This window comes from Sphingopyxis granuli NBRC 100800 (assembly GCF_001591045.1).
Classification (GTDB): Bacteria; Pseudomonadota; Alphaproteobacteria; order Sphingomonadales; family Sphingomonadaceae; genus Sphingopyxis; species Sphingopyxis granuli.
The window spans coordinates 24,296-44,448 of sequence record NZ_BCUA01000010.1; the positions used below are offsets into that span (position 1 = coordinate 24,296).

A 20,153-nucleotide genomic window follows, 5' to 3' on the forward strand; every position below is an offset into this window, starting at 1 on the left:
TTTGATTCGGTTGTCCCAGCGCCCTTATCGGCTCGTTTTAACGGCCCGGATCGTGGTTGCGAGTGGCGTCATTTGCGCGGATCGGGGCGGGCCAGGATCATCATCGCCGAGAGCGCCAGCGTCTGGGCGCCGCGTTTGATCGTCGGTTCGGGCACGGGCGCGAAATAGGGTGAGTGGTTGACCGGCAGCGGTTTTCCTTCCGCCTCGTACCGTGCGATCATCGCCGGATCGTAGCCGCCGATCGCGAAGAAGACCGAAGGCACGCCTTCGTCGATGAAGGCCGAGAAATCCTCGCTGGCGGTGCCGCCCGCCGCGCTCGCGGGGACGAACTGCACATCCTTGCCGAAGGCCGTCGTCAGCATCGCCGCCGACCGCGCCGACAGCGCCGCGTCGTTGCGGACGGCGTTCGTGCCCGTCGGCTGCGCGATCGTTGGTTCGGGCGCGCGCGCCATCGCCGCGACCGAGCGCGCGGTGCGCTCGACGCCTTCGACGAGCAGCTTGCGCGTCGCCTCGTCGTGCGAGCGCAGAGTCAGCTTCAGGTCGGCGTGGTCGGGAATGATGTTGTTGACCGTCCCCGCGACGAAAGCCCCGACGGTCACCACGCCGAACGCCTTGGGATCCTTTTCGCGGCTGATGATCGTCTGGACGTCGGTGACGAAACGGCTGCCCATCATCACCGGATCGATGCTCTTGTCGGGCATCGATCCGTGCGCGCCGACGCCGTGGAAGGTGATGTCGATCGCGTCCGAGGCCGAACTGACGACGCCGTCCTTCACCACCACCGTGCCGACCGGCATCGGACCGACGTGCGCGGCGAAGCCGAAATCGGGCTTGGGCCAGCGGGTGAACAGCCCGTCGGCGATCATCGCCTTCGCGCCGCTGACATTTTCCTCCGACGGCTGGCCGATGAACATCAGCGTGCCGCTCCACTGGTCCTTCATCGCCGCGAGCGCCGCTGCGGCGCCAACCCACCAGGCCATGTGGCTGTCGTGGCCGCAGCTATGGTCGACGAAGCTCAGCTTGCCGTCGACGGTCTGCTGGGCACGGCTGGCATAGGGGAGGCCGGTCTTTTCCTCCATCGGCAGCGCGTCCATTTCGGTGCGCACGAGCAAGGTCGGCCCTTCGCCGTTCTTCAGGATCGCGACGATACCGGTCTGGCCGACCTTTTCGGTGACGGTGAAGCCCAGCTTGCGCATCTCGGCCGCGAGCAGGGCGGCGGTGCGCACCTCCTGAAAGCCGACCTCGGGATGCGCGTGGAGATCCTTGTAGAGCGCGTCGAGATGCGGATACTGCCTGTCGATCGTCGCGTCGATGCGCGCCAGCGCGGCGGCGACGTCGAAGCCGGGAGCGGTCGGTGCGGGCTGCGCCAGGGCGGGAAGCGCCGCGAGGCCGGCGGTCAGGGTGAGCAATATCTTGTGCATCGGGCGGTCTCCGCTGTGGGATGGAAAGGTGGCGGGCTGGCTCAGCGCAGGAGTGCGATCACCAGGCGCTGGAGGAAATCGTCGCCGAGCGGCCGGCCGGTGAGATAGCCCTGGTCGATCGCGGCAGCGAGGGTGAAGATGATCTCGAACGGCGGCAGGACGGGATGGATGTCCTGCGCGGCGAGCGCGCGCGTGAGGATTGTGACACTGGCCTTGCGTCGTATATGCTGGGCATCGGCAATCGGGGCGATCAGATCGGGCGCGACGCGACGTGCCTCGTATATGGCGGGCAGGCAGGTCGCGATGACCGGATCATGGTAGCGGTTGCGAACAGCGGTCGCAAAGGCAAGCAGATCGGCCGCCACGTCGCCGGTATCGCCGAGCAGCGCATCGTCGAAGCGATCGTTGAATGCATCGATGAACGCCGCGATGGCCGAAGGCCAGCGGCGATAGAAGGTCGGGCGGGGAACGCCCGCGTGCCGGCAGACGCGATTGATCGACAGGCCGGCGAAGCCGAACTCGCCCAATATGGCGACCGCGCTGGCCTTGATCCGCTCGTCGAGTTCGGCCTGCCGCGGCCGTCCCGCCGTCGTGTCCCTGTCGCCCAATATCGTGACTTCCATCTCCACCGCACTCGCAATGCCCGATCGCACCGTTCCAGGCGAACGAATAATATCGATACATAGATGTATCGTAATATCGCGCCGGGTCAAGGGCTTCGCCCGCGAATGCCGGTTCGGCCCCTCGCCCTCGCCCCGTTCGAGGCTTGACACCCGCACCGATTCTACGCCAAAGCCCCTTTCGATGCATGATTGTATCGTAATCATGCATGGCAGCGACCGATAATGACGAGGGGCGCGCCCGACCGGCCAAGCCCGCACCGCCGTTGCCGGCAAACAGGGAAGGGCTCTTCAAAATGTTGGACAATCGCAAATTGTTGCTCGTGGTTTCGGCGTCGGCCTTGGCGCTCACCGGCGCCCCCGCCCTCGCGCAGGATGGGCCGGGCGGCGGCGAAGCGACGGCCGGGGCGGCCCCGAGCGAGATCGTCGTCACCGGATCGCGAATCGCGCGGCGCGACTTCGAGGCGGCGAGCCCGATCGTCACGCTGGGCGCCGACGCCGTCGCGGCGACCGGACAGGCAACGCTCGAAGGCGCGCTCAACCAGCTTCCGCAATTCTCGGCGGGCTCGACCGCCTTCTCGAACGACCTCAACGCGACCGGGCAGGCGACGCTCAATCTTCGCGGCCTCGGCGCGCAGCGCAACCTCGTGCTGCTCGACGGCCGTCGCCTGCAGCCGTCGAACTCGAGCCAGGTCATCGACATCAACACCATCCCATCGATCCTCGTCGGCGGGACCGAGATCATCAGCGGCGGCGCCTCGGCCGTCTATGGCTCCGACGCCATCTCCGGCGTCGTCAACTTCAAGGTGCGCGACCTCGACGGGATCGAGATTTCGGGCCAGAACACGCTGACCGAGCGCGGCGACGGCGGCATTCGCGAGATTTCGATCGGCGCCGGCACCCGCTTCGCCGACGGCCGCGGCCGCATCATCGTCGGCGCCGCCTATACCGACCGCGATGCGGTCAACATCAACAGCCGCGCCTTCTTCCGCCGGAATCAGGGCGTGTCGGGGACGATCCCGTTCGGTATCTTCACCCCGGGCGCGAACCCCGCCAGCCAGGGCGCGCTCAACGACGCCTTCGCCGCCTATGGTATCGCGCCGGGATCGGTGCTCCCCTCGTCGGGGATCGGGGTCAATGCGGACGGCACGCTCTTCGCCAACGGGCGCGGCGTCTATAATTATCGCGACGATGAGCCCTATCTCTACAATAACGGGCAGGCGCTGCTGCAGGTGCCGTCGACGACCTACACCCAGATTCCGCTCGAGCGCATCTCGACCTTCGGCCGCGCGACCTTCGAGGCGAGCGATACTATCAAGCTGTTCGTCCAGGGCCTCTATACCGACTATACCTCGACGACGATCCAGGATCCCGCCCCGAACGCCGGGCTGTGGACGATCCGCGTTCCGCGGTCGAATCCGTTCATCCCGGCCGCGCTGAACCCCATCCTCGATTCGCGCACCGACCCGACCGCACCGGTCGTCGTGACCAAGCGCTATAGCGAAGCCGGTCCGCGCAGCGTCGATCACGAGGCGACGACGTGGCAGATCCTCGGCGGCGCATCGGGGTCCTTCGGCGGCAGCGGCATCACCTGGGAGCTGTACGGATCGACCGGCAAGAGCATCGTCGACGACATCTCCTACGGCTCGGTCTTCACCAGCAAGGTGCAGCAACTGGCATCGGCGGCCGACGGCGGCGCGTCGATCTGCTCCGGCGGCTATAATCCGTTCGCGGTCACCAATTCGCCCGAATGCGTCGCCTTCATCAGCGGCGTGACGCGCAACCGCACCGAAACGAAGCAGGACGTGGTCGAGTTCAACCTGCAGGGCGGCATCGCGCAGCTTCCCGCGGGCGAACTGCGCTTCGCGGCGGGCGTCGGCTATCGCCACAATGAATTCGCCTTCACCCCCGATCCCGAGCAGATCACGGGCAACATCGTCGCCATCGCGCGCACCTCGCCGACCGCGGGTTCGACGAGCGCGAAGGAAGCCTATGCCGAACTGCTGATCCCGCTGCTCCACGACATTCCGCTGATTCAGGACCTCACGATCGACGCCGCCTATCGCTATTCGGACTACAAGCAGAGCGGCGGGGTTTCGACCTACAAGGTCGATGTCGACTGGACCGTGGTCGACGGCGTGCGCCTGCGCGGCGGCTATCAGCGCGCGATCCGCGCGCCGAACGTCGGCGAGCTCTACACCGCGACCACCGGCCTGTTCCCGACCATCGGTTCGGTCGCCAACGGCGCCGGCGATCCGTGCGACACGCGCAGCGCGTTCCGTACCGGCGCCAACGCGGCGCAGGTGCGCGCGATCTGCGTCGCGCAGGGAATGCCCGACGTGCTCGCCGACTCCTATATCAACAACGTCACGCAGGTCGCGGCCTTCCTGTCGGGCAACGCCAATCTGAAACCCGAAAAGGCCGACACCTGGACGGTCGGCGCGGTGCTGTCGCCGCGCGCCGCCTCGCCCTGGCTGTCGAACCTGCGCGCGTCGGTCGATTACTATAATATCGCGATCGACGACGCGATCGCGACGATCCCGGTGTCGGTGTCGCTCAACAAATGCTTCAACGCCGATGGCAGCAACCCCGGCTATGACGCGAACAATTTCTTCTGCGCGCTGATCGGCCGCGACGTCAATTCGGGCGGCATCACCAACGCGCTGCAGCCCTATCTGAACCTCGGCGGCTACAAGACCGCCGGGGTCGACGTGCAGCTCGACTGGTCGGTGCGCCTTGCCGATATCGGGGCCGGCGACGGGTCGGGGCGCTTCGGCATTTCGTCGGTGATCAACTATCTCGACAAATTCGAGATCCAGAACCTTCCCGGCGGACCGTTCCAGGATTTCGGCCGCACGATCGGATCGGGAACCACGCTGCCGCGCTGGCGCTCGACGACCTCCTTCACCTTCGGCACCGACAGCTTCAACGCGCTGGTGCGCTGGCGGCACGTCGGCGCGATGATCGACGCGTCGAAGGTGACGAACGCGGCGAGCACGACGCCGGGGGTCAAGGCTTACGACTATTTCGACCTGTCGCTGCGCGTCGACCCGGCCGAGCGCTTCAGCTTGCGCTTCGGAGTGAACAATCTGTTCGACAAGACGCCGCCGGTGGTCAGCGGCGTGCTCGGCCAGACCGACGCCAGCACCTATGACGTGCTCGGCCGCACCTATTATCTGGCGGCCACCGCGCGCTTCTGAAGAACGGGACAGGAGACAGATTATGTCGAAATGGATGCGATCGGCGGCAGTTCTCGCCGCATTCGGCCTCGCAGCGGCAACCCCGGCGCTCGCGGCGCAAGCGCCCGCCGCGCAGGCGGCGCCCGCACCGGCAGCGGGCGCGTTGATCGAAAGCGGCCCGCTCGCGCCCGAGTTCGGCCTCGACGGTGCGGCGCAGGCCTTCGCGATCCGCTATGGCTCGACCGACGGCGTCGTCGGCAGCGGCACGGTGCCGGTGACCGCCGCGCTGTTCACCCCCAAGGGCACGCCGCCCGCGGGGGGCTGGCCGCTGATTGCCTGGGCGCATGGCACCGTCGGCATCGGCGACGATTGCGCGCCGTCGCGCAACCCGCGCTCGGCGCGCGACCGCACCTATCTCGACCATTGGCTGGGCGAGGGCTATGCCATCGTCGCCACCGACTATCAGGGGCTCGGCGGACCCGGACCGCACCCCTATCTCAACAGCCGCGCCGCCGCCTATTCGACCCTCGACGCGGTGCGTGCGGTGCTGGGGGGCGATTTCGGCCTCGCCAACAAGGTGCTGCTCGTCGGCCAGTCGCAGGGCGCCGGCGCGGCTTTCGCGACGGCGGGCTATGCCGCCGACTATGCGCCCGACGTCAATGTGCGCGGGACGATCGCCACCGGCCTGCCCAACCTCGCCGTCGCGGGCGCGACGAGCGGCGGCGACGGGGACAAGGTCGATCGCCTGATCGCCTACCTGCTCTACATCGCCTCCGCGGCGGAGCAGATCGATCCCAGATACGATCCCACGGCGGTGCTGACCGATCGCGCGATGCCGCTCTATCGGCGCGCGGCCGACACCTGCGTCGTCGACATGTTCGGTGCGGTGGTCGAGGCGGGGCTGACCCGCGCCAACAGTTTCAAGACCGATTTCTGGCGCGCCTATGCGCCGATGCTGACCCACGCCGGCTATCCGACGCTGCACATCGCGACGCCGGTGTTCATCGGCACCGGCGCGGAGGATGTCGACACGCCGGCCGCGATGCAGAAATCGGTCGTCGACGGGGCCTGCGACGCCGGATCGACGATCGAATGGCACGTCTATCCGGGGCTCGACCATTCGGGGACGGTCAACCGCTCCTTCACCGATTCGCGCCTCTTCGCCCAGCATGTCATGGCGGGCCACGCCATCGCGGGGACCTGTCCGCAGGCCGCCGGCTAGGCGTTCGCTCTCGCCGCGTGAGGGCACCGGACGGATCGGGATGACCCGACGAAGCGGGCGCTATTCGCGGTCGACGGGACCGGTATTGACGAACCATTGTTCGCCCCTCTGGCGCTGACGCCGCATGATCTCCTCCCGGAATTCGAACATTCCGGGCATGGGGTCGCGGCGCAGCACCGGCGATGCGCCAAGCTCGAGGAAATATTCCTCCTCTCCATAGGGACGCCAGTCGGGCGCACCGACCGCCGACGGAATGCCGCGCGCGGCGAAGCTGGACCAATAATCGACCATCTGCCGGGCAAGCCGGCGATCGTCGTCCCCCGTCGCCGCCGGCCAGTTTGCCGCCTGTGGAACGGCGCGACCGATGCTGCCGAACATGAAGGGAATCTCGCTGGCGTGAAACGCGCACAGCTTCCGCGCCCGCGCGGCGTCGTAGCAATGGTCGAACAGATAGAGATAGGAGGGGACGCCCGCCACGGTCTGCTGCCGCACGAGCCGCTCGACGGCCCAGCCATAGACGATGTCGCGCGTCGCGGCGATCAGGCTCTCTTCCATGTCGGACGCGGGATAGAGCCGCAGGAAGGCCGGCGCGAGATCGCCGTAGCGACGGGCGGCCCCCGCGGCATAGGCCGCCGCATCGGCGGGCACCGGGGGCACCAGGCCGCGCTGGCTCCGCACCTCGCCGCTGTTGAAGCCGGCGAGGACCGGCACCTTGATCTGCTCGCCGCGATCGAAGACGTCGACGATCTGCGCCGGAAGCAGCGCGCCGTCGATCGTCGGCTGCGCTGCAAAGCGCGCACGCAGCGCCGCGGCGGTCAGCGCTTCGGCGTCGAGGGCGCGAAGGGCGGCGGGATTCTTCGCGCCGACGCTTTCGGCGAAGGCGGCGCCGATCGCTTCGGCCGACGGCAGGCCGTAGGCCGGATCGCGCAGCCGCGGGACCGCGCGCATATTGGTGCTCTGGACGATCGCGCGGCCGAACAGCCCCTTCGCGCGCGGGGCGGCGAGCAGATAGGTGACGCTGAGCGCGCCCGCCGATTCGCCCATCGCGGTGACATTGGCCGGGTCGCCGCCGAACGCCGCGATATTGCGCTTCACCCATTCGAGCGCCGCGATCTGGTCGAGCAGACCATAATTGCCCGAGACACGATCAGGCGCTTCGGCGCTGAGCCCCGGGTGCGCGAGCCAGCCGAAGATGCCGAGGCGATAGTTGATCGACACGAAGACGATCCCGCGCTTCGCATATTCGCGCCCGTCGTACATCGGGCTCGCGCTGCCGCCATGCTGGAGCGCGCCGCCGTGAATCCAGACGATCACCGGCGCGCGCGCCGCGCTGCGCGGCGCCCAGACGTTGAGCGTCAGGCAATCCTCGCTCGTCGGACGCGGCGGCTCGAAATAGACGCTGTCGGCGGGATAGGGCGGCTGCACACAATCGGGGCCGAAGGCGTGGGCCTCGCGCGCACCCTGCCACGAAGCGGGCGGAGCGGGCGGGCGCCAACGACGCACCCCGACCGGCGGCAGCGCATAGGGAAGCCCCTTGAACACCCGGACCCCGTCCTCCAGGCTGCCGGCGACGCGGCCCTCGGCGACGGTGGCCGTCGGTCGGCCGGAAGCGGCGGCGACGGGAACGGCGAAGGCGGCGAGGGCGCCGAGCAGCGGAGCGCCGAAGACGAGGGCGAAGGTCCGTCCGGACAGCAGCATGTCTTTCGTTCCTCTTCCCGGCGGCGATGCTTGCCATCGCCCGCCCGTCGATTTACGCTCACAAGAGAGTGAATATCAAGTGCGGACGAACGGACGACGGGAGAGGTGCAGCATGACGGATCCGACGCGACGCGGCTTCCTGGTCGGGGCGGCGGCGCTGCCCCTTACCGCCCCGGCCGCAGCAGCCCATGACGCAGGCGCGGCCGACTCGATCGCCGCCGATCTCGCGACCTACATCGACTTCGGCAACAAACAATCGGGCGGCCCCGGTGACGACGCCTGCGGTCATTGGCTTGCGGACGAACTGGCGCGCGCGGGTTTCGCGACCGAAAAGCCGGCCCTGTCCGTCCCCTGGTTCGAACCGGGCAAATGCGAGATCGCCGCCGGCGACGCGCGCGCGCCGCTCCATCCCCAGCCGATCGTGATCCCGACGCCCGCGGGCGGCGTGTCGGGGCCGCTGGTCCGCGTCGATGCCCACGGCCGCGCCGATGCGCCGCTGGCCGGGGCGGTCGCGCTGGTCGATCTGCCCTATGGCCGCTGGTCCTCGGCGCTGGCCAGGCCGGTGCGCGCACCCATCGATGCGGCCTTCGCAGGCGGAGCGAAGGCCGCGGTGATCGTCACCAACGGTCCGACCGGCGGCGTCATCGCGCTCAACGCCGATGGCCGCACGCCGATGTTCGCGGGGCCGGTCGGCCTGCTCGCGCCCGCCCGGGCTGCCCCCTTCCTCGACGCGGCGATGCGACACGACACAGCCACGGTAACGCTGACCGGGCGCGGCGGTCGCCGGCCCGCCTTCAACATCATCGGCCGGCTCGATCGCGGCAAGGGGCGCTGGATCACCATATCGACGCCACGTTCGGGCTGGTTCGGCTGCGCCGGCGAGCGCGGCGGCGGCATCGCGGCGTGGCTCGACCTCGCCCGAACCGCCCCCGCGCTGCTGCCCGACCACGACCTCGCCTTCCTGTGCAACAGCGGGCATGAATATGAGAATCTGGGCGCCGAGGAATCGCTGAAGGCGGTGGCGCCGAAACCGGCGGAGACGCATTTCTGGCTCCACCTCGGCGCCAATGTCGCGGCGCGCGACTGGCACGAAGGGCTGTTCGGGCTGGCCCCGCTGAGCGGCGCGGATTCGCAGCGCTATCTGGTCGCCAGCCCGCCGCTGCTGCCCGCCGCGCGCCGGCTGTTCGCGGGACTGGCGGGACTCGAAAACCCCTATTCCAGCGAAGCGCTGTCGGCGGGCGAACTGACCGCGATCATCGCGGCAGGCTATCCATCGGTGGCGGGAGTCTTCGGCGTCCATCGCTTCCACCATGTCGAGGGCGACGACGAACGCTGCGTCGACGCGGCAAGCGTCGCCGCAGCGGCGGCGGCTTTTCGCGAACTGCTGCTGGTGGCAGTCGGCCGAAACAGCGCGCGCTAGCTTGCATCACCCAAATCCGTTCGTGTCGAGCAGGATGGCGAGTCGGATATTCGACGCAGCATCTTTGGTGTGGTGCCACCGGAAAGCTTCGTCATTGCGAGCGGCGAAGTCGCGCGGCAATCCAGAGCAGGCGGTCACCGCTCTGGATTGCTTCGCTCCGCTCGCAATGACGCAAGGGGGCAATCCCAAGCCAATCGAAATCTAGATGCGATTGGCACGGGCAATCGCGCCCAGGTGCCAGGCGCTCGGGCGCGGCGTGCGCCTGAAGCTCTGCCGGTCGACTGTGGCGAGCCCGAACGGGATCGAATAGCCCGACGTCCACTCGAAATTGTCGAGGAGCGACCAATAGATATAGCTGTGGACCGCGATCCCCTCGTCGAGGCAGGCCCTCACCCCGTCGAGCGCCTGGTCGATGAAGGCGATGCGGCGCCGGTCGTCGTTCACGGCGACGCCGCTTTCGGTCACATAGATCGGCTTGCCGATCGCGCGGTGGGCCCATCGGATCGTGTTCGCGAGCGCCTGCGGATAAAATTCATAGCCCGACAGCGTCAGTTCGGCGCCCGCTGGCGGCGCGACCATCCCGCGCTCGTCGAACCGCAGGCGGGTGTAGCATTGCACACCGAAGAAATCGGAATGGGTGCGCGCGACGTCGATCCAGTCGCCGTACAGCTGCCGCTCGTAATGCGCGACCAGCGACGGCGCGCCCGTCGACTGGATATCCTGCGTGGTCAGCGTGATCCCCACCGGCAGGTCGGGCCGCGCGGCCTTGATCGCGTCATAGGCCTGACGGTGCGCTTCCTGCAGGATCGGCGTCGCGATCGCGGGATCGGCGAAGGCGAGACGCGAGAAGCGCGGCGACCCGGTGGCGGCCACGGCCGCGGCATTCGCTTCGCGGGTCAGCTTCATCGCCGCTTCGGACCTAGGGAAAAGCGCGACCAGCAGGCCGATGTTCGCCTCGTTGAACGTCGTCGCCAAATGCATCAGGCCGCCGAGCCGCTCGGCGACGGTACGGCAATAGCGCGCGAAGAAGCGGGGCGCGTCGTCGACCTCGAATCCGCCGCGAGCGGCGAACCACAGGGGCGTCGTGAAATGGTTGAGCGTGACGATCGGCCGCAACCCGCGCGCGCGGCACGCCTCCAGCATGCGCGCATAATGGTCGAGCACGGCGTTCGAGACATGGCCTTCGCTTGGTTCGATGCGCGCCCATTCGATGCCGAACCGATAGCAGTTGAAACCCAGCCGTTCGGCAAGCGCGAAATCCTCGTCGAAGCGATGATAGCTGTCGCATGCGTCGCCCGACCGGTCCCGAAACAGGGTCGGCGTGACATTCTCTGCCAGCCAGGCGTCGCTGTTCGTGTTGTTGCCCTCGCTCTGATGCGCCGAGATCGCGGTGCCCCAGAGGAAGCCGGGCGGCGCCGGCCGTCGCGCCGCCAGCGCCGGCGCGCTTCCCAGCAGCGCGGGCGCCGCCGCCGCCCCTGCGGCCGCCCGCATCAGGTCGCGCCGCCCGATCGATCCGTCCGCTTCGGCCACGGCCCTTCTCCCTCGTCAGGCTTCGATATCGCGCTTGTAGGTTTCGGGCAGGAAGAAGATGCCGACGACCGCGGTGATGGCGGCGATCACCACCGCATACCACAGCCCCTGATAGATATTGCCCGTCGCCGCGACCATCGCGAAGCCGATCGTCGGCATGAAGCCGCCGATCCAGCCGTTGCCGATATGATAGGGCAGCGACAGCGAGGTATAGCGGATACGCGCCGGAAACAGTTCGACCAGCAGCGCCGCAAGCGGGCCATAGACCATCGTCGCGAGCAGGCCGAAGACGCAGAGGATCGCGATCACCCGCCCCTTGTCGACCGCGGCCGGATCGGCGGCGGCGGGATAGCCGGCGCGCGAAAGCCCGGCATGCACTTCTTCCTGGAACGCCGCGATCGCCTGGGCCTTCGCCTCGCCCTTCAGCTTCGCGGGGTCGGGCGCGGTGTGGCTCTCCTCGCCGATCCGCACCGTCGCGACCGTGCCCGGGGGCGCATCGACATTGGCGTAGTTGATCCCGCCGCGCGCCAGATAGGCCTTGACGATGTCGCAGCTCGTCCGGTCGAAGCTGTTCTTGCCGATCGGGTCGAACTGGAACGAGCATTCGCGCGGGTCGGCGACGACCTGCACCGGCGCATGCTCGACCGCCGCCGCCATCGCCGGATTGGCCGCGGCGACCAGCGCCTTGTAGAGCGGGAAATAGGTGAAGACCGCGATGACGCAGGCGGTCATCATGATCGGCTTGCGCCCGATCCGGTCGCTGAGCCAGCCGAAGAAGACGAAGCTGGGAATGATGATCAGCAGCGCGGTGGCGACGAGGAAATTGGACGTCGCCCCGTCGACCTTCGCGATCTTCTCAAGGTAGAAAAGCGGATAGAGATGCGCGGCGAAGCCGATCACCGCCTGCCCCGCCACCGCCCCGAACAGCGCGATCAGCACGATCTTCAGGTTGCGCCATTCGCCGAAGGCCTCCTTCAGCGGCGCCTTCGACGTGGCGCCCGCCTGCTTCATCCGCTGGAAGACCGGGCTTTCCTCTAGCTGGAGCCGGATCCAGAGCGCGATCGACAGCAGCACGATCGAGAAGATGAAGGGAAGGCGCCAGCCCCAGGCATTGAAGCTGTCGGCATCCATGAACAGGCGCAGCGACACGACGAAGGTCGATGCGAGGATTAGGCCGATCATCGCCGTGGTCTGGATGAAGCTGGTGTAGAAGCCGCGCTTTCCCGGCGGGGCATGTTCGGCGATGTAGACCGCCGCGCCGCCATATTCACCGCCGATCGCGAGCCCCTGGAGCAGGCGAAGCAGCATCAGGATGATCGGCGCGGCGATTCCGATCGTGTCGTAGGACGGCAGGAAGCCGACCGCGAAAGTCGACAGCCCCATGATCGCCATGGTGACGAGGAAGGTGTTCTTGCGCCCGACGATGTCGCCGACCCGCCCGAAGACGAGCGCCCCGAACGGCCGGATCGCGAAGCCGGCGGCAAAGGCCATCAGCGCGAGTATGAACCCCGTCGTCTCGTTGACGCCCGCGAAGAAATGCATCGAGATCGCGCTCGCGAGCAGGCCGTAGAGGTAGAAGTCATACCATTCGAACACCGTCCCCAGCGACGAGGCGGCGATGACGAGAGTCTCGTTCTGGCCCTTGCCTTCGGCGGGCAGGGTTTCGCTGTCGGTTGCCATATCCTTCTCCCTTTCTCCCGGCAGCGGCGGCGGGCTCTTTCGCCGGCCCGTCCGCCCTGCTCCCGGGGATTGTCAGCGGTTGACCGCCATCGTCGGCGCGGTGAAGCCGGCGCTCGTCAGTTCGCGCTCGGCCTGCGTGAAACCATAAGCGGGAACGATCTCTCCCCGCCGATCCGAAATGCGGTCCCATTCGGAGATGACGCGCAGCGCGGCATCGTCGTCGCGGCCGATAAAGGCGCCATCGGTCAGCGTGACGTTCGCGGTCGCGAAATGGCCGGCGCCCGCGCACAGGATCGTGCGCGTCGGGGCATCGTCGCCGACCAGCGCGAGCAGGCCCGGACTCACCGCCTCGGGCGCCAGATGGGCGAGCGCGTCGGGCGCCAACACGCCGTCGGTCATCCGGGTCGCCGCGGTGGGCGCGAGGCAGTTGACGCGGATGCCATATTTCTCGCCTTCGAGCGCGAGCGTCTGCATCAGCCCGACGAGCGCCATCTTCGCGGCGCCGTAATTGGCCTGCCCGAAATTGCCGTAGAGGCCCGACGAGGATGTCGTCATCACGATGCGGCCGTGGCGGCGCTCGCGCATCTGGTCCCACACCGCCTTGGAACAGGTGGCGGCGCCCATCAGGTGGACGTCGACGACGAGGCGGAAGTCGGCAAGGTCCATCTTGGCGAAGCTCCTGTCGCGCAGGATGCCGGCGTTGTTGACCAATATGTCGATGCCGCCCCAAGCCATGGTCGCGGCATGGACCATCGCCGCGACCTGCTCCGCGTCGGTGACCGACGCCGGCGCCGCCATCGCCCGGCCGCCCGCGGCCTCGATCTCGGCAGCGACGCGCTCGGCGGCGGCGCCGTCGCTGTCGTTGACGACGACGCACGCGCCATGGCGCGCCAGCATCAGCGCATGCGCCCGGCCGAGCCCTCCGCCCGCACCGGTCACGATCGCCACTCGATCCTGCAATGCCTTCGTCATCCTGCCCCTCTCGTTATCCGATCTACTATAACTCACTTGTGAGTGAATGAAAATTGAAACAGACGGGAGACGGGAAAGCGCCCCACCCCGCCCGCTTGACTAGGCTCCATCCTTTGCGCGCTGTTCGCAGATATCGCGAAAGCCCGCCGCCATGAAGCGCGCCATGCGCTGCTTGACCGCCGCATAATCGTCCGACCGGCAAAGTCCCTGCGACAATTTGTCGATGCGGCCGGTGCGCGCGAGCGTCAGCATCAGCGCCCCGGTGACGAAGTGATAGCCCCAGAAGATGTCTTCCTCCGCCGCCTCGGGCAGCGCCTTCTTCAATATGCCGATCAGCCGTAGCACGACCGGGTCGAAATGGGCGTCCATCATCCCGGCGCCCCATTCGGGCGTGTTCGCCACCTGCGCGCTGAGCGCCCCATAGTTGCGCCAGCCCTCGCCGCCCTCGATATAAAGGTCGAGGTCGGTGTCCAGAAAGGCATGGAGCGCGCCCTCGATCGTCGGCTTTCCCCCCGACGCCCGCTCGTAATCGTCGAGCACCTTCATGCGGCGCTCGCTCGTCACCACCGCGCGGCGGGCGAACACCGCATCGAACAGCTTCTTCTTGTCCTCGAAATAATAGTTGAGCAGCGTGTGATGCACGCCCACCCGCTTGGCGACATCCTTGAGCGTCACTCCGTAAAGGCCGTTGCGCGAAAAGAGATATTCGGCGGTGTCGAGAATCTGCTCGATCGTTTCGGCGCGCTGCTCCGCTTTCGATGGCCGTTTCGTCCGACTCTTTGCCTTGGACTCCAAATCTCTATTCCTCTCGAAACCTTCGTTCGCAGGGCGGCGGGGCCTTTCGGCCTACACCTGTCCGTAATCGAGCCGCAATTGCATTTTGTCGATCTTGCCGGTCGGCGCGAGCGGCATCGCGTCGAGGCGCACGACCGTGTCGGGGACCCACCAGGACGCGACCCGCCCGGCGAGCGGCTCGAGCAGTTCGGCGTCGCTGATCGCCGCATCGCAGGTGACGAGCAGGACCGGCCGCTCGCCCCATTTGGGATGCGGGCGCCCGATGACGGCGGCGAGCGACACCTGCGGCAGCGCGCCGACGATCGCCTCGATCTCCGCCGGATTGATCCATTCGCCGCCCGACTTGATCAGGTCCTTCGCGCGGCCGGTGATGACGAGGTTTCCCGCGTCGTCGATCCGCGCGAGGTCGCCGGTGTCGAACCAGCCGTCGGCGTCGGTGGCGGGTTCGCTCTGGCCGAAATAGCGTTCGACGACCGATCCGCCGCGCACGCGCAGATGCCCCTCCGTCCCGCGCTGCTCGGGCAGCGGGCGGCCGTCGGCGTCCGCGACGAGCAGGTCGATGCCGATCGCCGGACGGCCCGAAACGGCCGCACTGCGATGCGGATCGCCCGGCGGCGCGGCGGTGCCGAGCGGCGACAATTCGGTCATTCCCCAGCTCGTCTGCACCTCGGCGCCGAGGCGGCGCTCGATCCGGTCCATCAGCGCCGGCGGCATCGGCGACCCGCCGACCAGGATACGCTCGAGCGACGGCACGTCGCCGCCCTCGGCCTCCAGATGCTCGACGAGGCCGAGCCAGACGGTCGGCACCCCCGCGGCAGCGGTCACGCCTTCGGAACGGATGAGCCGCGCGAGATGCGCGCCGTCGCTCTGGCGCCCCGGAAGCACCAGCTTCGCCCCCACCGCGGGCGCCGCGAACGGCAATCCCCAGGCGTTGGCGTGGAACATCGGCACCACGGCAAGGATCGCGTCGCGCGCGGTCGGCCCCAGCACGTCGGCCTGGAGCTGGCGCATCGTGTGCAGATAGCAGCCGCGATGGGTATAGGTGACGCCCTTGGGCGCGCCGGTGCTGCCCGAGGTGAAGCAGAGCCCCGATGGCGTATCCTCGGCGAAATCGCCCCAGACCGCGTCGCGCGGCGCGGCCGCGACCAGCGGGTCGAAGGCATTGGCGCCGTCTTCATCCGCGTCGGTGTCGAGCAGCAGGATGCGCCGCAGCGACGGCAGATTCGCGCTCGCCTCGCGCGCCAGCGGCAGCAGGTCGGGGCTCACCAGCAGCAGCGCCGCCCCCGACTGCGCGAGCATCGCGGAAAGCTGCGCCGCGGTCAGGCGCGGGTTCAGCGTGTGACAGATCGCCCCCATGCCCATGATGCCGTACCAGGCCTCGACATGCCCCTGCGTGTTCCAGGCGAGCGTCGCGACGCGGTCGCCGCGGCCGATGCCGAGGGCGCACAACGCGCCCGACACGCCGCGCGCGCGGTCGTGCAGCGCGGCGTATCCGGTCCGCTGCACGCCGCCCACCGCCATCGCCGACACGACTTCGGCATCGGGGTGCCATTTGGCGGCGTGGGATAGGAATTTGTCGAGCGTCAGGCCGTAATATTGCATCGAACCGTCGATCATTGGCAGCCCTCGGTCTTCGCCGGCAGCGGCGGCGACGCGACGCCGATATTCCAGTTCCATGGCACGTCCCCGGCGGCACGGCGGCGGCAGACGACCGCCTCGTGCAGCGCCGCCGTGCCAGGAAACAGATTGTGCCCGGCGCGCGGCGTGTCGGCGATGTGCAGGAAACCGCGATTGTCGGCATAATCGGGCCAGTCGGGCCCGCCCTTTGCAATGGGTCGGCCGGTCGCTGCGAAGCTGGCCCAGTAATCGCCGATCGCGGCGATCAGCCTGCGCTCGGCCAGGCTGTCCGGAATCTTCGGCCACAGGGGCGGCGTCCGCGCCGCGGTCCCGAACACGTAGGGCAGCTCGGCGGCGTGGAAAGCGTGGAGATTCCACTGCGCGGTCGCGGGATAGCCATGGTCGAAAAGATAGAAATAGGCGCCCTGCCCCAGCGCCGCCTGGTTCGACACCAGCCGCTCCGAGGTCCAGCCATACATGGCGTCGCGCGTCGCCGCGAGCATGCTTTCGCCGATATCCTTCGCCGGATAACGGGCGAGGAAGGCGTTGGCGAGTTCGCCATAGTTCGCGCGGATCGTGGCTTCATAGGCGGCCGCGTCGGCGGGAGGTTTGGGCAGCAGGAACCGCAGCGAGCGAATCTCGCCGCTGTTGAAGCCGGCGAGAATCGGCACCGGCGCCTGTTCGTCGCGATCGAAGGTGTCGACGAGCTGGCGCGACAGCGTCTTGCCGTCGATATTGGGAAAGGGGAAATAGCCCGTCGCGGCGACCCGGGCCGGGATGTCGGCCGCCGGCAATGCGCGCAGCGCCGCGATGTCGGCGGCACCGAGCTTCGCCGCAAGTTCGGCGCCCTGCACCTCTGCAGGGACCATGCCGTTGATCCGGTCGCGCAGGCCGGGCGCGGAGACCATATAGGCGCTCTGCGCCACCGCCTTGTGGAACAGCCCGCGCGCCGCCGGAGCCGCCATCAGATACATGACGCTGAGCGCGCCCGCCGATTCCCCGGCGATGGTGACATTGCCCGCATTGCCGCCGAAGGCGCCGATATTGCGCTTCACCCATTCGAGCGCCGCGATCTGGTCGAGCAGACCGTAATTGCCCGAGACATGGTCGGGCGATTCCGCACTGAGCCCCGGGTGCGCGAACCAGCCGAACATGCCGAGACGATAGTTGATCGACACCACGACGATGCCGCGCCGCGCGAGCGCGCTGCCGTCGTAAATGGGGTCGGCGCCCGACCCCGACGCCAGCGCGCCGCCGTGGATCCAGACGAAGACCGGCGCGCCGCGCGCATCCTGCGGCGCCCAGATGTTGAGCGACAGGCAATCCTCGCTCATCGCCGGCAGGTCCCAGCCATAGATGCTGGGCGCCTGCGGCTTCGGCTGCATGCAGGCGGCGCCGAAGCGGGTGGCATCGCGGGTGCCCTCCCAACGCGTCAGCGGCGCCGGCGCACGCCAGCGGCGCTCGCCGACGGGCGGCTCGGCATAGGGGATGCCGCGAAAGACGCGCAGATCGCGGTCCTGCACGCCGCGCACGACGCCCGCGGGCGCATCGACCGCCGGTTCCGCGGCCGCGGCGGCCGCCCCCGGGAGGAGGACGGCCAGAACGAGAGCGAGGGTCCGCAGGCGACGCATGGGCGGCTTCCTTCTTCCGGCGCCGATCAGAAGCGATAGTCGGCGCGGACGCCGATCGTGCGCGGCCGCAGGCGGGCGTAGCGCCCGTCGAGGAAGGCTTCGGGATGGACATAGGTGATCGATGTGTCGTCGAAGAGATTCTCGACATAGGCGGTCAGATTCAGCGCCCCCAGCTTCGCCCCGGCGAACAGGTTCACATTGGTCCACGCCTCGGTATGGTCATACGTCGGGCTGACCGCGTTGGGATTGCCCGGCACGTTCGGGAACTGGTTCGGGAAGGACCCGGCGTGCGATACGTTGACCGACCCGAAGGCGGTTTTCCCGTTGCCGATCGGGAAATCGTACCGCAGCGTTCCCGATCCCTGGAAATGCGGCGAGGCAAGCCGGGTGCCCAGCTCGGCACCGGAGATCGCCGCCTCGATCGCGGACAGCTTCGTCACCTTCGCCTCGTTGAACGAGCCGTTGAGCACGAGACTCAGCCCCGAAAGCGGCCGCGCCATCACTTCGAACTCGAGGCCATAGCTTTCCGCAGCGCCGATGTTGGTCGCGAACTGGATCGAATCCGACACGCGGTTCGCCTGGACCTGGATATTCTTCCAGTCGATATAATAGCCCGCAAGATTGGCGGTCAGATTGCCGCCCAGCCAGCGCCCCTTCAGCCCGACCTCATAATTGGTCACGCTGTCCGACTTCGCGCCGTCGGGTATGACGATGTCGCTGGGGTTGATCGTGCTGACCAGCCCCGCGCGCGCGTTGACCACCGGGGTACGGAAACCCGTCGAAACCGTCGCATAGGCGGTCAGTTCGGGCACTGGTTTCCACGAGACGCTGGCCTTCCACGACAGGCGGTCGTCGGACACTTTCAGCCCTTCGGCGTAGGGAATCGGGTCCCTGCGCATGACGACATTGTTCCAGCCGGGCGTGGCGCCGACCGCCAGATAGCCGAACTGCGGAAGCGCAGCGACGACATAATTATAGCCGCCGCCCCGGGTGAAGGTCTGGACGTCCGTCTTGCCATAGCGCAGCCCGCCGGTGACCCAGAAATTGTCGCTGAGATGCGCCGTCACCTCGCCGAAGCCGGCGATCTCCCTCTGGTCCGTATAGCTGTTGAAACGCTGATAATACTCATTTTCCATGCCGATGATATTGCGCTGGGCGATGAATTCGAGTGACGAGCGATAGGCGAAATCGACGGTCCGCCGTTTGTCGTAGTAGAAAAAGCCCGCAACCCATTCGATCGGCCCGCTGTGGCGCGACACCAGCCGTGTCTCCTGAACGAAAAGATCGTCATAGCCATAGGCGTCGAGCGCGAAGGGAAAAGCCTGTGCGAAAGTTCCGGCGAGGTCGACATAGAAGGACGCGTCATAGTCGGACAGCGTCGTCGAACTGACCAGCTCGGCGAAATCGAACTCGTAATTGACCGTGATATTATAGTTGGTGAGCTTGCCCTGGAACAGGTCGGGACGGTCGGAGTTGCGCACGAACTTGCCAAGGGTGGGGTTGGTCAGCGCCGAATCGGCCGGCTTGCTGTTCTCGTAGGAGACGAGCAGCTTCACCTTCATCCGGTCGCTCGGCCGCATTAGCAGGATCGCGCGTCCGCCGAAGGCTTCGAGGCTGTTCGAATCCTTGATACCGGTGCCGATATTGTCGACCCAGCCGTCCTCGTTCCGATAATAGCCCGAGACGCGCAGACCCATTTCGTCGGTCATGATCGGCAGGTTGACCATCGCATTGTAGCGCTGGCGCAGCGAGCCCGAACCGACGACGCCCAGGTCGACGCTCGCCGATCCCTCGAACTTGCTGAGGTTGGGACTGCGGGTGATGATCCGCATCGCGCCGGCGAGCGAGTTGGAGCCGAACAGCGTCCCCTGCGGCCCGCGCAGGAATTCGACGCGTTCGACGTCGTAGAGATTCGGATCGAGGATGGTCGAGTTGCCGTTCGCCGAGATCGGCAGTTCGTCGACATAGATGGCGACCGCGCTCTGCAGGCCGGCGCTGTAACCGTTGGTGTTGATGCCGCGGCTGGTGAAATTGTTGAAATTCTGCGTCGGCCGGTTGACGACGATGCCGGGCGTGTTCTGGGCGATGCCCTCGTAACCGACGATGCCCAGATCATCGAGTTCCTCCTGCCCGAAGGCAGAGACGCTGAGCGGCACGTCCTGAAGCCGCGCGGTACGGCGCGTCGCCGTGACGATGATGTCGTTGTCGCCGCGATTGCTTTGCGCGGAGGAAGCGGCCGGCGCCTCATCCTCCGTGACCTGCGCCATGGCCGAGACCGGAAGCGCGAACAGGGCGACCGCCGAGGCGGACGCGAAAAGCTGAGCCTTCATACAAACTCTCCCTCCCGTTGGCGGTCGTTGCCGCCGAA

The 20,153-nt window shown here is 67.6% G+C and carries 13 protein-coding genes; 3 read left to right on the top strand and 10 right to left on the bottom strand.

The features are described 5' to 3' along the window. Positions 1 to 68: 68 nt before the first annotated feature. The gene (locus SGR02S_RS04200) at positions 69 to 1,421 is read right to left on the bottom strand and encodes an amidohydrolase (RefSeq protein ID WP_067105978.1); all 1,353 of its coding nucleotides are present in this window, start codon (positions 1,419 to 1,421) and stop codon (positions 69 to 71) included. Between the two features lie 41 nt (positions 1,422 to 1,462). Beyond that, positions 1,463 to 2,074: a TetR/AcrR family transcriptional regulator gene (locus SGR02S_RS04205; protein ID WP_218000104.1), complete on the bottom strand. Its 612-nt coding sequence runs from the start codon at positions 2,072 to 2,074 to the stop codon at positions 1,463 to 1,465. A 263-nt stretch (positions 2,075 to 2,337) separates the two neighbouring features. Between SGR02S_RS04205 and SGR02S_RS04210 the strand changes: the two genes are divergently transcribed. Both SGR02S_RS04210 and SGR02S_RS04215 read left to right on the top strand, forming a co-directional pair. Further along, on the top strand, positions 2,338 to 5,241 hold the full coding sequence (locus SGR02S_RS04210; RefSeq protein ID WP_067105982.1) for a TonB-dependent receptor domain-containing protein: 2,904 nt from the start codon (positions 2,338 to 2,340) through the stop codon (positions 5,239 to 5,241). A 22-nt stretch (positions 5,242 to 5,263) separates the two neighbouring features. Then, positions 5,264 to 6,442, top strand: coding sequence for a lipase family protein (locus tag SGR02S_RS04215; RefSeq protein WP_067105984.1), 1,179 nt, complete (start codon positions 5,264 to 5,266; stop codon positions 6,440 to 6,442). A 60-nt stretch (positions 6,443 to 6,502) separates the two neighbouring features. On the opposite strand, the gene SGR02S_RS04220 is transcribed toward SGR02S_RS04215, so the two are convergent. Then, a complete protein-coding gene (locus tag SGR02S_RS04220) occupies positions 6,503 to 8,140 on the bottom strand; it encodes a carboxylesterase/lipase family protein (protein ID WP_067105986.1) in 1,638 nt (545 codons plus the stop codon). 112 nt (positions 8,141 to 8,252) lie between these two features. Here SGR02S_RS04220 and SGR02S_RS04225 point away from each other — a divergent pair, with 112 nt between their 5' ends. Further along, on the top strand, positions 8,253 to 9,560 hold the full coding sequence (locus tag SGR02S_RS04225; RefSeq protein ID WP_067105987.1) for a hypothetical protein: 1,308 nt from the start codon (positions 8,253 to 8,255) through the stop codon (positions 9,558 to 9,560). Positions 9,561 to 9,761: 201 nt separating this feature from the next. Here SGR02S_RS04225 and SGR02S_RS04230 read toward each other — a convergent pair whose 3' ends face one another. The 7 genes from SGR02S_RS04230 to SGR02S_RS04260 all read right to left on the bottom strand — a co-directional run bounded on the left by SGR02S_RS04230 (position 9,762) and on the right by SGR02S_RS04260 (position 20,115). Further along, complete coding sequence (locus SGR02S_RS04230) at positions 9,762 to 11,090, bottom strand: glycoside hydrolase family 1 protein (RefSeq protein WP_255211379.1); 1,329 nt, start codon at positions 11,088 to 11,090, stop codon at positions 9,762 to 9,764. 15 nt (positions 11,091 to 11,105) lie between these two features. Then, positions 11,106 to 12,770 carry an MFS transporter gene (locus tag SGR02S_RS04235; protein ID WP_067105989.1) on the bottom strand — a complete coding sequence of 555 codons (1,665 nt, stop codon included), beginning with the start codon at positions 12,768 to 12,770 and terminating at the stop codon, positions 11,106 to 11,108. Positions 12,771 to 12,842: 72 nt separating this feature from the next. Beyond that, positions 12,843 to 13,742, bottom strand: a complete 900-nt coding sequence (locus SGR02S_RS04240) for an SDR family NAD(P)-dependent oxidoreductase (RefSeq protein WP_067105991.1) — start codon at positions 13,740 to 13,742, stop codon at positions 12,843 to 12,845. A 99-nt stretch (positions 13,743 to 13,841) separates the two neighbouring features. Then, entirely contained in the window at positions 13,842 to 14,537 is a 696-nt protein-coding gene (locus tag SGR02S_RS04245) for a TetR/AcrR family transcriptional regulator (RefSeq protein WP_067105993.1), read from the bottom strand. A gap of 51 nt (positions 14,538 to 14,588) precedes the next feature. After that, positions 14,589 to 16,154 (bottom strand): AMP-binding protein, encoded by a 1,566-nt coding sequence (locus SGR02S_RS04250; protein ID WP_067105995.1) that lies wholly within the window; start codon positions 16,152 to 16,154, stop codon positions 14,589 to 14,591. Beyond that, positions 16,151 to 17,785, bottom strand: coding sequence for a carboxylesterase/lipase family protein (locus SGR02S_RS04255; protein WP_067105997.1), 1,635 nt, complete (start codon positions 17,783 to 17,785; stop codon positions 16,151 to 16,153). Before SGR02S_RS04255 ends, SGR02S_RS04250 begins: the two co-directional genes overlap by 4 nt. Positions 17,786 to 17,811: 26 nt before the next feature. Continuing rightward, positions 17,812 to 20,115, bottom strand: coding sequence for a TonB-dependent receptor (locus SGR02S_RS04260; protein ID WP_067105999.1), 2,304 nt, complete (start codon positions 20,113 to 20,115; stop codon positions 17,812 to 17,814). Positions 20,116 to 20,153: the final 38 nt, after the last annotated feature.

Coding starts and splice junctions, on each gene's coding strand:
- SGR02S_RS04210 (WP_067105982.1), top strand. CDS start 2,338: ATGTTGGACAATCGCAAATTGTTGCTCGTGGTTTCGGCGTCGGCCTTG.
- SGR02S_RS04240 (WP_067105991.1), bottom strand. CDS start 13,742: ATGACGAAGGCATTGCAGGATCGAGTGGCGATCGTGACCGGTGCGGGC.
- SGR02S_RS04260 (WP_067105999.1), bottom strand. CDS start 20,115: ATGAAGGCTCAGCTTTTCGCGTCCGCCTCGGCGGTCGCCCTGTTCGCG.
- SGR02S_RS04215 (WP_067105984.1), top strand. CDS start 5,264: ATGTCGAAATGGATGCGATCGGCGGCAGTTCTCGCCGCATTCGGCCTC.
- SGR02S_RS04220 (WP_067105986.1), bottom strand. CDS start 8,140: ATGCTGCTGTCCGGACGGACCTTCGCCCTCGTCTTCGGCGCTCCGCTG.
- SGR02S_RS04250 (WP_067105995.1), bottom strand. CDS start 16,154: ATGATCGACGGTTCGATGCAATATTACGGCCTGACGCTCGACAAATTC.
- SGR02S_RS04200 (WP_067105978.1), bottom strand. CDS start 1,421: ATGCACAAGATATTGCTCACCCTGACCGCCGGCCTCGCGGCGCTTCCC.
- SGR02S_RS04225 (WP_067105987.1), top strand. CDS start 8,253: ATGACGGATCCGACGCGACGCGGCTTCCTGGTCGGGGCGGCGGCGCTG.
- SGR02S_RS04235 (WP_067105989.1), bottom strand. CDS start 12,770: ATGGCAACCGACAGCGAAACCCTGCCCGCCGAAGGCAAGGGCCAGAAC.
- SGR02S_RS04255 (WP_067105997.1), bottom strand. CDS start 17,785: ATGCGTCGCCTGCGGACCCTCGCTCTCGTTCTGGCCGTCCTCCTCCCG.